This is a genomic window from Methanolobus vulcani (assembly GCF_006546655.1).
GTDB lineage: Archaea > Halobacteriota > Methanosarcinia > Methanosarcinales > Methanosarcinaceae > Methanolobus > Methanolobus vulcani_A.
Map to the genome: position 1 here is coordinate 156,539 of NZ_VIAQ01000015.1, position 13,549 is coordinate 170,087.

Here is a 13,549-nt window from a genome sequence, read left to right on the forward strand (position 1 = left end):
ATGATGGTTCGCTGCATAATGATTATTAGTTATAATTATTATTTATGAGAAATTTTGAGGCATAATGTTTTTACACGATATGCCATATCAACTAGACTTGTTTTTAAATTACTGAATGTGCATTTCATTACATAATTCATTAAACAAAATACCAACTGGAACAGAAGTGACCCAAATGGTAAAAACCAACACAAACAAAGACCTGCTCAAGGAGAAAGGTTTCCTTTCCCAGAGGCAGGAAGATTTCTTTTCAATGCGCCTGCATGCTGCGGGTGGAAATCTGACATCCGACTACCTGAGGGCAGTTGCAGATGCAGCAGACCGTTATGGCAAAGGCTATGTTCACGTAACTTCCCGCCAGGGAATTGAAATTCCGTTCGTCCATCTGGATAATACCGAAGCCGCCAGAAATGAAATGGATTCTAATGACATAGGGCCTGGAGCTTCAGGCAAAAAAATACGTGCTGTAGTTGCCTGTCAGGGAGACAGAGTGTGCAAACGAGGCCTCATCGACTGTCAGGGACTATGCGAAGAAATAGATAAGCTCTATTTTGCAGAACCTGTTCCATATAAATTCAAGATAGCAGTAACAGGTTGTCCTGCATCATGTCTTAAAGTTCAGGAGAATGATTTTGGTATCATGGGATTCTCTGAACCGATTTTTGTGGAAGAAAATTGCGTAATGTGCAGAGCTTGCGAGAAAGCATGTGGTACATCAGCCATAACAATAGAGAATGGAAGTCTCTATCTGGATATGCATAAATGTGTGTCCTGTGGTTCATGTATCAGGGCATGCCGAAAAGATGCCATTCAAAGTAGGGAACAGGGATTCACAATATTTGTCGGTGGTAAAGTAGGTAAAAAGCCACGTATGGGTGATATGCTACTCAGGACATCAGACCGGTCGGTTGTTTTTGATGTACTTGAAAAATCCGTGAATTACTATCGTGAAAATGCTCTGGAAGGCGAAAGACTCGGTGATGTGATCGATCGGGTAGGCCTTGATGATTTCAGGGAAACAATAATGTAGCTTTGATTGTCGCAGAGATAACGTATTCCTCTTTTGTGTGCAAACGTGAAAGTAATCTTAAGAGTTTGTCATCAGGTATTGCGTTTCTGTCCTTTTATAGCGGGGGCTTTTATCAGTCCCCTGACACATTTTTCTCTCATAAAACTAATAATGAGTGATGAAGGTACACTGATTTTTTTATCCTGATTTCGACACAGTCTCCTTTTTTTAAGACCATATTTATATATGTAATCATATTTATTCTTACCTTATATCTTAAGGGGTATTTGATTCACATGTCATTATTAACGAAAGGACTTATCGCTCTGTTCTTCTTATTAATCATAAGTAACGGGGTTACAGGTTCAGAAAACGAATATGCATCAGAAGAGCAACAAATGCTTGATCTTATCAACGAGGAAAGAGCATTATATGATCTTGAACCACTAAGCTTCAATGCAATCCTGAACGATGTTGCAAGTGAGCACAGCAAAGAAATGATTGAAAAAGATTACTTTTCTCATGATTCCTATGATGGTACTTCTTTTTCAGTAAGGATGGAAAATGCAGGTTATGATATCCTATATGCAGGTGAGAACATTGCTATGCGTTATCCTCCGGATCTCATTGCAGCCCATGAGGGTCTTATGAATTCTCCAGGGCACAGGGCAAATATTTTAAATCCAAATTACAACGAGATTGGAATCGGTATCTGGGTTGGTGAATACTCCGGTTACAGCAACGTTGCCATGTATACTCAGGATTTTGGCTGGAGTGATTCAGCAACTCCTTCTTTACAGGTAACAAGCAAAAGTCCAACAAGCAGTATAACTGAATCTGATGGATCTACTCAGGTATTTTCCATCAACACAAACATCGAATGTGATATTTCCTGGTTATTTGATGATGAGACCATTAAGGTCGATAATAATGTTGTGTCTTCTTATTGTGAAATAGTTCCCCCGGCAAGCGGAACTTATCAGGTAAAGGCAACAGCATCAGATCAAGGTGAAGACTTAGTGACTCAGTGGACGTGGACTGTCACAGAAGAAACTGTCCAAATGAAAGGGGATTCCAATAATGATGGTAAAGTGAACATTATTGACTTTAGAGCATTTGCGCAGGTTTATAAAAGCGCAACCATCGAATCAAGCAAATGGGCAGATTTCAATGATGATGGTTTGATAAACATTATTGATTTTAGGGCATTTACACAGGTGTATAACAAATAGTTTAAAAATGTTTCAGGGAAACAATAAAGTATCCCTGATTTGTATCTTTCCTATATCACACTAAAGACATGCCGGAATTCTATGTGTTTCCGGCAGAAAAAACGACCATTATTCTGGTATCGGAGCACTCATGAACGCAGAAACCAAAGCTCAACTTATTTCTGTGGGTTCTGTAAATATGGACCCCTCACTTATCCACTGGCTAACCATTCCCACAGCAGGTCCCGGAGCAGGAAACATTGCTTTCTTTTTCAACTCTGAAGGACACCGTGTCCGTCTTGCTGTAAAAGAGAATTCCCCTCTGGAAGCTAAAATGGAAGGCGAGGCGCTTGTAATAAGAAAAGATGGAGTAGAGATTGCCAGAGGTATTATTGAAGAAGAGCTTATCCACTGTCCTGATCAGGCGTTCATAACCATGTGCGAGAAATGCATCTATGACTGCAAATTCTGTCCGGTTCCCAAACTCAACGGTAAGGTCAAGAGCATGGAGCAAATGCTTAAGATGATAGCAGAAGCCAACGAGACTGGTAGGATGAAAGCTATTTCAATTACTTCCGGTGTGGAAATCTCAGCCGAAGATGAAGTTGACAGAGCTGAAAAACTTATCCGCAGGCTCAGGGAAAAGTACAATGTACCAATCGGAGTTTCAGTCTATCCTACCGAGGATTCAACCTGCAGACTAAAATTTGCAGGTGCTGATGAGCTCAAATACAACGTTGAGACAATGGACCGCAAACTCCACGCAGAATTATGTCCTGAACAGGAACTCGAATATCTGCTTGATGCTCTCAGGGAAGGAGTAAAGGTATTTGGAAAAAACAAGGTTTGTTCCAATGTCATTATCGGTCTTGGAGAAACTGATGAATCTGCAAAAAAGGGAATTGAAGAGCTTGTTTCAATCGGTGTTGTTCCGATTCTCAGGGCAGCCGCAAAGCACCCTCTGCGCGAAGGCGAGGTTACAATAGAAAGACCGTCTGCAGAAAGATTACTTCATCTTAACCGTTTCCTGAAAGAGAAACTGGATGAAGCAGGTTTGCGTGCAGATACTTTTAAGACGATGTGCCTGCCGTGTACTGGATGTGACATCAATCCTCATATTGATTTTGAAGATTAACTCTCAAAAAAGAATCAAACTTATAAATCCTCTTTCAGAACAGCGTATATGCAGCTATCCTGTACAACGTTATTCTTGATTACATTGTTTTTAAGAATTGCTTCACATCTGAAGCCTGCTTTTTCAAGCACTCTTCGAGAGGCTGTATTCCTGGAAAATGGCTGCGCATAAACCCTGATAATGTCATAGTTCTCAAAAAGATACTGTGTCATGCATCTGACTACCTTTGGCATTATTCCCCTGCCCCAGTACTCCTCAGCCAGAAAATATCCGATTTCCGTATTTTTCCGATGTATGTTTTCCTTGAAATAAGCTCCTATACTTCCGGCAACTCTGCCGTCAATTTCAATGGCAATCTGTTTAGAGTCTGCATCTTCCAGTCTGGCAAATGAAATATACTGTTTTGCATCTTCAATTGAGTAGGGGTGAGGAAATCCGTCTCTCAAGTTGTTGGCTATCTTTCTGTTATTTGCAATAGAGGCCAGCCTTTCTGCATCTCTTTCTTTCCATTCTCTCAATGTAAAATTATCAGTAACAATTAGCATTCTATATATCTGATAAGTGAATGCATCTATAAAAAGAGTCACAACTACCGGACATCATCGTATCCTTTTCTCAATAATTCCGGGCCATACAGAAGCTGCCACTATCATACTGAGAATAAAAACAAAGATCATACCTGCAATGATATCAACCTGACTATAGAGCGGTACGGTTCTGGAATTATTAACCGCAATTGACAGAACTGCAAAAACAACCACAAGTACGAGTGAAGAGGCAACGCTGGCAATAAAAGCATACTTTCCTTTATTCTCCAAAATATTATCCATACGTTCATCTCCTCTTTATTTTATCCTGCTTCTCTTCATTAGCAGTGAATTGGTTGTAACCGATACGGAACTCATGGCCATGAAAGCCGCTGCAAGTTCCGGTGTTATGACGATCTTTGCAATAAATGGGTAAAGAATCCCTGCTGCAAGGGGAATTCCAATACTGTTGTATCCAAATGCCCAGAACAGGTTCTGCTTGATCTTGTTCATAGTCAGGCGGCTGAGCCTGATAGAAGCCAGTACATCCCTGAGGTCGTTCTTTATCAGGACTATCTGTGCAGACTCCATTGCAATATCGGTTCCCGCTCCCATTGCAATACCGATATCTGATTGTGTCAGTGCAGGTGCATCATTTATTCCATCACCTACCATTGCAACAATCATGCCTTCATCCTGTAGTTTTTTGATCTCAGATGCCTTGTCTCCGGGAAGAACCTCTGAGAGCACTCTCTTGATACCAAGCTGTGATGCAATGGCATCGGCAGTTCTCCTGTTGTCTCCGGTTATCATCACAACTTCAATATTCATCTTCTGAAGTTTCTCAACTGCTTCCTTTGAGTTCTCCTTGAGTGTATCTGCAACGGCAACAAGTCCGATTACGCTACCTTCTGTTGCAACTATCATGGCAGTCTTGCCTTCGGACTCAAGCTTTTCCATGTTTTCGTTGATTGAAGACACATCAATACTATTATCTTCCATGAGCTTACGGGTTCCAAGCAGTATTCTGCTGCTATCAATCGTAGCTTCAACTCCGTGTCCTGCGATTGAATTAAAATGATCAACGCTTTTCAGGGTGAGTTCTTTATCTTCGGCGGCCTTTACAATAGCTTCTCCCAGAGGATGCTCGGAGCCTTTCTCTGCGCTTGCTGCAATTGCAAGTATTTCATCTTCCGCGTGTCCGGCGGTTAGTATCACATCTGTAAGTTCAGGCTTGCCTTTAGTGAGTGTGCCTGTTTTATCAAACACAATGGTATCGATTTTCAGTGTAGTTTCAAGGGCTTCTCCGCCTTTGATAAGAATTCCATTCTCGGCTCCTTTTCCTGTGCCAACCATGATGGCGGCAGGAGTTGCAAGTCCAACGGCACATGGGCATGAAATTACAAGAACTGTGATTGAGATTAGCAGTGAGAACAGGAACGGACTTTCAATTCCTGAATTAACGGCAGCATTGAATGCTTCGTATCCAATGAAATACCAGAAGAAGAATGCAACAAGTGCGATTACGTGCACGACAAGAATAAAGTGACCTGCAACAACATCAGCAATGCGCTGTATTGGTGCTTTCGAGTTCTGTGCGTTCTCCACAAGCTCGATAATTCTTGCAAGGGCAGTGTCAGCACCGACCTTGGTTGCCCGGAATTTCAGTGCACCAGACTTGTTGATGGTTGAACCTATCACCATGTCATCGACATTTTTCTCAACAGGTATGCTCTCACCTGTTATCATGGATTCATCAATTGCAGAGGAGCCTTCGATAACAACCCCATCAACGGGAATCTTCTCGCCGGGTCTTACAAAAACAATGTCATCAGCCTGTACATCCTCAACAGGAATTTCCTTTTCCTCATCTGCAACGATGATACGTGCGGTCTTTGCTTGAAGTCCAATGAGCTTTTTAATGGATTCGGATGTTCTTCCCTTTGCCCTTGCTTCAAGGTATCTGCCAAGTGTTATGAAAGTGATAAGCATCACAGCGGTGTCATAGTACACATGCTCGTAACCGGGACCAAGGTTCAGGTAGGTAGCTGCGATACTGATAACATAAGCAGCACCTGTTCCGGTTGCAATGAGCAGGTTCATATCGGTAACGCCATGCTTCAGGCCTTTGTAGGTGCCGACAAAGAATTGTCTTCCTGGGAACACCATTACAATAGTTGCCAGCAGGAACAGCAGGTTCTTGTTTGAAAAGAAATCAGGTACAAATCCAAAGTATGCAGGGAACATGTTGCTCATGTTTCCAAGCATTATGGGGATAAGAATTACAATGGATATCAGCAGGTTATTTCTCTGGCTTTTGATCTCTTTTTCTCTTTCTTTTCTTTCCCTGTCTTCAGCTTCATGTCGGTCAGCCGGCAAAGAGGCGGTGTATCCTATACCTTCAATAGCTTTTCTCATCTCATCAACTGAGACAAGTGATGAATTGTACTCTACCTGTGCTCTTCCGGTTGTGATATTCACATTTGCGGAGCTCACACCTTTGAGTCTATTAAGTACCTTTTCTACATTCTGCGAACAGGCGGCACATTTCATGCCTCCAACTTCAAGTACAACTCTGTCCCTGACAACATGGTAACCAATTACATCAACGGCTTTTTCCATATCTTCAAGACTGACAAGTGCTGGGTCATAGCTTACTGATGCTCTTTCCATTGGCAGATTTACTGAAGCCGATGTAACGCCATCCATCTTCTTCAAAGTTCTTTCAACATTCTGGGAACAAGCGGAGCATTGCATTCCTGATACTTTGAATGAAACTTCCTTTATAGAACCTGCTTCTACTTTATTATCTTCTGTTTCGTCATACTTTATTAAGATTGGACATGCAGCTTCATCTTCAGATTCCGGAACTGTGCAGGTATCTTCTCCAACTTCATATCCTGCTGCTGTGATTGCCTGTTTGATTTCATTAAGAGTTATTGCATCCGGATTGAAATCAACAGATGCGTCCTCATCCTCAAGACTTACATCTACAGAGTTCACTCCTTCCAGATTTGATATTGCATCAGTGACGCGCTTATGGCAATGCATGCACGTCATGCCATAGACTTTGATATTAGCTTTCATTTGCAGAAAAAAAGAATTGTAACAGGATTTTCATTTATCAGGCTATTACGGTGTAACCGGCATCTGTAACTGCTGCCTTGATGGCATCAAGACTTGCAACATCAGGGTCAAAGGTTACTGTAGCTTGCTTTGCTGCGAGGTCAACTTTCACTTCACTGATGCCTTCTATAGCTCCTATGGCTTTTTCCACATTTGCCTGGCAGTGTCCGCACATCATACCTTCTATTTTGATATCTTCAGTTGTCATGATTTTGCCCCAATATGTTTATAAGGTGTACTAATTATATAGGTTTCACGTTTGTGAACTGTTTGCATTTAGTCATGCGGTTCGCACACATTGTTCTATCATTTCTTTCCACTCAGCAGGATTTTCAACCAACAGGAAATGTTTCTTCATGTTGCTGGAATCCTCTGATACAATAAGTTGCTCTTTTTTTAGGAATCCACCTTTTAATTCCACACCAACTATCTTTTTGTTAGGTATCTCTAGCTCGGCAGTTCCTGCAGTATCCAGAAAAATAAGGCGTTTATTTGTGAGTAAAGTGAGATTTGCTCCATTTCTGGATGAAAGGATAAGGTGCTCTCCTCTGACGTATTCCGGACGCATACTTTCCAGTATCTCTTTTATGGCCTGCAGTTTTCTTGAACTGAGTGGATATAATTTGAGTTTCTTTTTTCCTGTTACAAGGGTTATACGGCCGGATTCACAGTGCATTCCTATAAAGTCTTTCAGTTCGATACGTTCCTCAATGTCCGAACGTTTTGAGAACAGGCCTGAACTTATTCTTTGCAAAAATATGTTTTTGTTAGTGATCTTAAGTGTAAATTTTTCGTTACCTAACATTACAGTTTCACTGGCAAGAATCTGTTCTCCTCTTTTCAGAATTGCTCCGCCGTTGTTTCCTTCCTGCTTTTCTGATTTATCATTTCCATATTGTATATCAGAATTTGAGCACTCATCTGGAAGATAATAGTTTAGCATCTCAACAAGCAGATAGCCGTCGATTAGTTTGAGGTTGTGCTGTGCTGCTTCTTGTATAGCTTCCTTTGTAAAGGATGAACTTGTAACAATTATGACGCCATCCACATGGTCACGATACCTGATACTGCTGTATTCCCTGATATCTTTTACACCAACAGGGTCTGTGTATCTTTTTGCCTGAACATTCCATGTGTGTATCAGACCAAAATTCTCTATCCTGATCACAAGGTCGATTCCTTTGTCCCTGGAGTATTGGGTAAGTTCCGTGTGGTATCCCATTTTTGAAAATAGTTTTGAAAGCAAAACCTCAAAATCCTGTGGGTCAGTTTCAAGCAGGTGCTCAACAGTCCATTTTGCCATTATTCTAGCCCTAAAATACGAATTTGTCTGATATTCTTCTATTCTGATTTATAGTAAATTTATAATCAAATATCTATCTTTTTTATGTTTATTTGTTTTGGCCTATTATGTATGGTATTGTTGAGTTTCCACACAACCATGCAAAAACTTAAATGCATTGAAGATAGATTGTAGGAAGAATTAACACATCTATATTAAATCATGTCTACAGTTAAATATCTGTAAATTATATTATTCAAAAGGGTGAATCGAATGGATGATATAGAATCTATCAGGCAGAAAAGAATGCAGCAACTGCAAGAATCTCTGGAGAAGAAGGACTACCCTTCAAACCCTGTAACAATAAATGACGCTTCCTTTAGCGAGTTTGTGTCTAAATATCCGCTTGTTCTTGTTGACTGCTGGGCACCCTGGTGTGGTCCATGTCGCATGCTTTCTCCGGTCCTTGACGAACTGGCTGTTGAAATGCAGGGGAAAGTCGTGTTCGGGAAACTGAATGTGGACGAGGAAAAAATGGCAGCCATAAAGTTTGGAATCACCAGCATTCCTGCAATGCTGATATTCAAAAATGGTGAGTTTGTCGATAAACTTATAGGTGCTGTCCCAAAACAGAATATTATCCAGAAACTTCAACCTTACATCTGAGGGATATAAATGTCACATAAACCAAGAATTGCAGAAAGCCCTTCAGTCCGTTTACTTGATTTAAAGGACAAATCAAAATCATATTTTATTGTAGCGTCAGTAGAAGTGGGTAACACCACCACAAAGTGCATCCTTACCGCAACCAATCTTGAAGACGGTAAAACCAGACTTGTAAAAAAGACTGTCAGCATGACAAGGGATGTCCGTCCTCCAAAACCCGGGGAAGAGGTTTTTGGTAAAACACTCAATGGTGTTGAACTGACAAGGGAGTCTGTTGGCGAACTTGTAAAGAATACTCTTCTGGGTGCGGTAAAAGAGGCAAATCTTGACATAAAAACTGACGTTCATTTTGTAGTCCGTTCAACCGGTGTTGTAGCGGGTTTTGATTCCCCTGATGAGGTTGGAGAATTCATCAAGGCATTGGCAGACGGTTGTCTTCTGGCAGGTGTTCCACCAAACAGAATGACCCCACCAATGTCAATTTCAAATATCCCAGACCGGTTCCAGAAATATTCCAAACTTGAGAAAGTTATATTTGACGGTGCGGTGGCAAGTGTAACTCCTCCTGTCGGTGCGACAGGTGTTGAGATCGTTGCTAATGAGATGGAAGGTGAGCTTGCAACAGCCGGAATCAAGGAAGGTGCAAAGTGGGTGGATGTTGATTTCCGCAACCCATGTATGTCAATGGATTTCGGTACAACCCTCGACGGCAGAATTATCAGTCCTGATCTCCCTTATGCAAAGACCATAGGCAACTTCTGTGGTTATGCAGGCGCAATTCCTGATACTATTATTAAGGGAACCGGCATGGTTGATTCCAAAAAAGGTACTGCACTTGACATTTTCGATGGCAAATCCCTTGATGGCATTGCACTCAAACTTAAAAGCAAGGTTGTAATGGAATATGCTGAAAAGATACTGAGTTATATTGTTATTGAGAAAGTGCCCAAAGGGCGTACAAGATATGGTAGTGTACCGGTAAACTCCGAAGCAGCAGATGCTATTAATGTTGTTCTTATTGGTTGTGATGTAGGTGAGAACGGTTCAGATCTTGATAAACTTGCACAGCTTGGTGCTGAGATATATGAAAAGCACAATGTGAAGGTTTTGTTTGCTGTTATTGATGAAGTAATGGCACGTGTTGTACAGCGTCTTGTAAAGGTTGCACAGGATGAAGGTATTGTCTTTGAGGACAGTGCAATAGGTATCACCGGAAGGGCAGGTATCACAGGAAACAAACCAAAGCTGGTACTTAAATATCTCCATGAGCTTGGAATAAATCACAATATCGAAGAGCACGTGGTATTCGTAGATGATGGTCTTGCACGTGGTGCTGCTGTAATGGCAAGATGCATGAATTCCCTTGGAACGACATTCAATCCACTGGGTGGTAAGAGGGGTGGAAAATGTATTCTGGCACAGCGTATTAAATTACAGAACAAGTAAGGTTCAGAACAAGAATAATATGAATTGGCAGGATACCTGCCAGTTAATATTTACCTTTATTTTGGAAGTAGGTTTAAAAACAGCTATAACAAAACTAATTTCTAAGCTCTTCTCTTCTGCTGCCTTTTCATTTCTTTTTGGAACTCGATCTCATGTTTTTTCATAGATCTGTCATGCCTGTTGGGTTTTGCACCTTTCAAAATAGCACCTCATAAGCGATCACAAATGATTCGTTTAACTACCTGCAAAGCATAAAGCAACGAACATATGGTCAATTGTACCTTGACTTTAAAATATCCTACCTCTGTTATTGTTGATTATTTTCCAGTTTGGCATAACGGAAATTTATATCTTTTGCTTTTTTCTCGTGAAGGGGCGGAGTTCGCTTGATTATAATTTCAGTTTAGAGTTCTATCCCTATTTTTGATAACTATGGAATGTATTTGAGATGAGAGTTTCATCCGAGGGTACTTTGTTAGGAATATTGGTAATAGCAGTAAAAATACTAATGATGTATGTTGTATATACATAATAGGTATTTATTTCCAATGTAGCGTATGTAGGTCATTACGCCGGAGTGCAATAATGGTATGTGGGTAGCATCGATGATGCAACTGCAAATCAACAATCCTTATTATTGAAACTAAATATTATTAGCAAAATTATATATACTTATAAGTAGAATCAGCATTGACCTATAGGGCTCTTCAAATTATCCCTAACATGTTTTGCCCTATTTGTCACTATTGCATAATTGTGAATATTCAGCTTGTAAACAGGCAAAAGCAAGTTGTGCTTAGCTATATCATTTTTATAGTTACTGCTGAATGTGGGTATTGGAAGGTTATATTCTCAAAAATCCTTCCTGTTGTATTAGTAAGGATCTTTAATTATAATTCCAGTTCAATGGCCTGTTTTCCATTACATGTGCACTTTTTTTGGTTAATTTCATGGATGAATATAACTCCTTTTGGAAGGCTCATCGAGTTTTATTCGACCCAACCTCATATTATTAACAGCAGAAAATATAATTCGATAAATATATATGCTAGATTAGTATATACGAATACAAATATCATCTAAGTAACTAATAATTATGCCCAACGAGGGGAATATAATGGAAATAAAAAAGGTATTGAAATTAAATAACATACCATTGAAACAAAAAATGATGGTAAGTTTCGGACTGGTAATTCTTTTAATGGCGATCATCGGATATATCGGCTATTCGGGAATAAACAGCGTAAACCATGACATCGAGCATATTGTCACAGAGCATGCCTCTGCAGCAGTAATCGCCAATGAGATGTCCACGGCATCCGAGATGAGTATGAGGGGTGTTTCTTCTTACCTTGCAGGAGAGGAGGACGGGAAGGCCATGTTTGAAGAGGGGCTTGCGGATATGAAAGTAAGTCAGGAACAACTTGACACGCTTCTTGATGAACCTGAAGATAGGGAGACACTTGCTACAATAAGTACTATGATGGTGGATTTCGAGGAAACTGGCTATAGCCTGATGGATGCACATGACCAGAACGTGATACAGAGAGACACCGGTATGGGTATGATGGAAGGTGCTGATGCAGCCGGTGAACCTTTCATGGAGCTTGCCAAAGAGAAAGGTGATACTACAGCTCTTGATCTTGTATGGGCACAGGCAATGGCATTCAATGATTATCTGATCACAGGTGAAGCTGAGGAAAAAGATAACTTTGATGAGATCGGTGCTGAGATAAAGGCCCTAGACAATTACGAGGATTACAGGGAATTCTATGAAGAGTTCGAGCCCGCAGGTCTGGCTGTTTTTGAGCAGTATGGTCTCTATCTTGAAGCAGATGCTGCTGAAAAGGTGGCCTATTCCGAGTTCGAATCGGACTCCGAACAATTGACATCTGAACTTGCAACCCTTACCGAATCACAGGAAGCACAGATAAATGAGGTCAGCGAAGAAGCCTACGCAGATTCTAACAATGCCCTGTATCTTCTTGTGATCCTTCTTGTCGGAGCAATGTTGGTGGCAGTGGCTGCAGGTGTCTACATAAGCAACAACATTACAAGTTCTGTAGGTAAAATGCTCGATGCAACCAAAAAGATAGCTGATGGCGACCTGACAATAACTCTTGATGACGAGTCCACGGATGAACTTGGACAGCTTTCAGAAGCAATCAATTCAATGGGAGGACGGCTCCGTTCTCTTGTAGGGCAGATACAGACAGCTTCCTATACAATGACCCGGCAACTTCAGGGAAACAGTTCTGAGATGGAAACAATGGCAGCTGCATCAGAACAGATATTTGAAAGTATATCGTTGATCGTAAAAGGTACCAATAATCAGTCATCAAGGACAGAAGAAGTGTCCCATGCAATGAGCGATATGACCGGAACCATCCAGGAAATAGCTACGAATGCCCAACAAGCTGCAGTGGATGCAAACAATGCGAACAATCTGGCAGAGGAGATAGGTAGTACTTCCCGAGAACTTTCTGCCATGATGCAGAGGATAGAGCAGGCAGTTGGGAATTCTGCAAATGTCATTAGTGATCTGGATGAAAAATCCATGAGGATCGGTGAGATAGTAAGTCTTATCACCAACATTGCAGACCAGACCAACCTTCTGGCACTCAATGCAGCGATTGAAGCAGCAAGGGCCGGTGAGCATGGACGTGGATTTGCGGTTGTGGCAGATGAGGTCCGTAAACTTGCGGAGGACTCCGGTTCAGCTGCACAGCAGATCGCAGATCTCATACATGAGATTCAGGAAGGTACTGAACATGCAGTTTCCTCTATGAAGAACGGAACTGATGAGGTTGCAACGGGTGTAGCTTCCATTGAACAGACCTCAGGGGCTATAGGGGACATTGTCAGTTCCATAGCCGGAGTGACCATAATGATTCAGGACATTGCTGCTGCTGCAGAAGAACAATCTGCTTCGATTGAAGAGATAACATCTGCTATTGAAGAAGTTGCAGATATTTCAAACCAGTCTGCAGCAGGATCTGAATGTGTCTCAGATGCGATTAATGATCAGAACAAAGGAGTGCAGGGATTTGCAGTATCCATAAAAGCCCTTGCTGAAAAAGCTGATGAACTGGAAAAGGCTACATCTATGTTCCAGATTGAAGAAAGGCTCTAAAAGCCTTTCTTTTA

11 protein-coding genes are annotated in these 13,549 nt (G+C 41.2%); 6 read left to right on the forward strand and 5 right to left on the reverse strand.

Annotated elements, in window-relative coordinates:
- The first annotated feature begins 175 nt into the window (after positions 1–175).
- From FKV42_RS08135 to FKV42_RS08145, 3 genes are all read left to right on the forward strand, one after another.
- Entirely contained in the window at positions 176–1,030 is an 855-nt protein-coding gene (locus tag FKV42_RS08135) for a 4Fe-4S binding protein (RefSeq protein ID WP_154809732.1), read from the forward strand.
- A gap of 275 nt (positions 1,031–1,305) precedes the next feature.
- Entirely contained in the window at positions 1,306–2,241 is a 936-nt protein-coding gene (locus FKV42_RS08140; RefSeq protein ID WP_154809733.1) for a CAP domain-containing protein, read from the forward strand.
- Positions 2,242–2,371: 130 nt separating this feature from the next.
- Positions 2,372–3,355 carry a radical SAM protein gene (locus FKV42_RS08145; RefSeq protein ID WP_154809734.1) on the forward strand — a complete coding sequence of 328 codons (984 nt, stop codon included), beginning with the start codon at positions 2,372–2,374 and terminating at the stop codon, positions 3,353–3,355.
- Positions 3,356–3,375: 20 nt separating this feature from the next.
- On the opposite strand, the gene FKV42_RS08150 is transcribed toward FKV42_RS08145, so the two are convergent.
- From FKV42_RS08150 to FKV42_RS08170, 5 genes are all read right to left on the reverse strand, one after another.
- Complete coding sequence (locus tag FKV42_RS08150; protein WP_154809735.1) at positions 3,376–3,900, reverse strand: GNAT family N-acetyltransferase; 525 nt, start codon at positions 3,898–3,900, stop codon at positions 3,376–3,378.
- Positions 3,901–3,954: 54 nt separating this feature from the next.
- On the reverse strand, positions 3,955–4,185 hold the full coding sequence (locus FKV42_RS08155; protein WP_154809736.1) for a hypothetical protein: 231 nt from the start codon (positions 4,183–4,185) through the stop codon (positions 3,955–3,957).
- 15 nt (positions 4,186–4,200) lie between these two features.
- Positions 4,201–6,969, reverse strand: coding sequence for a heavy metal translocating P-type ATPase (locus FKV42_RS08160; protein ID WP_154809737.1), 2,769 nt, complete (start codon positions 6,967–6,969; stop codon positions 4,201–4,203).
- A 37-nt stretch (positions 6,970–7,006) separates the two neighbouring features.
- Positions 7,007–7,216 (reverse strand): heavy-metal-associated domain-containing protein, encoded by a 210-nt coding sequence (locus FKV42_RS08165; RefSeq protein ID WP_154809738.1) that lies wholly within the window; start codon positions 7,214–7,216, stop codon positions 7,007–7,009.
- A 72-nt stretch (positions 7,217–7,288) separates the two neighbouring features.
- Positions 7,289–8,311, reverse strand: coding sequence for a restriction endonuclease (locus FKV42_RS08170; RefSeq protein WP_154809739.1), 1,023 nt, complete (start codon positions 8,309–8,311; stop codon positions 7,289–7,291).
- Positions 8,312–8,563: 252 nt separating this feature from the next.
- Here FKV42_RS08170 and trxA point away from each other — a divergent pair, with 252 nt between their 5' ends.
- The 3 genes from trxA to FKV42_RS08185 all read left to right on the forward strand — a co-directional run bounded on the left by trxA (position 8,564) and on the right by FKV42_RS08185 (position 13,535).
- A complete protein-coding gene (gene trxA / locus FKV42_RS08175; RefSeq protein ID WP_154809740.1) occupies positions 8,564–8,956 on the forward strand; it encodes a thioredoxin in 393 nt (130 codons plus the stop codon).
- Between the two features lie 9 nt (positions 8,957–8,965).
- Entirely contained in the window at positions 8,966–10,402 is a 1,437-nt protein-coding gene (locus FKV42_RS08180; protein WP_154809741.1) for a methanogenesis marker 14 protein, read from the forward strand.
- A gap of 1,117 nt (positions 10,403–11,519) precedes the next feature.
- A complete protein-coding gene (locus FKV42_RS08185) occupies positions 11,520–13,535 on the forward strand; it encodes a HAMP domain-containing methyl-accepting chemotaxis protein (RefSeq protein ID WP_196214091.1) in 2,016 nt (671 codons plus the stop codon).
- Positions 13,536–13,549: the final 14 nt, after the last annotated feature.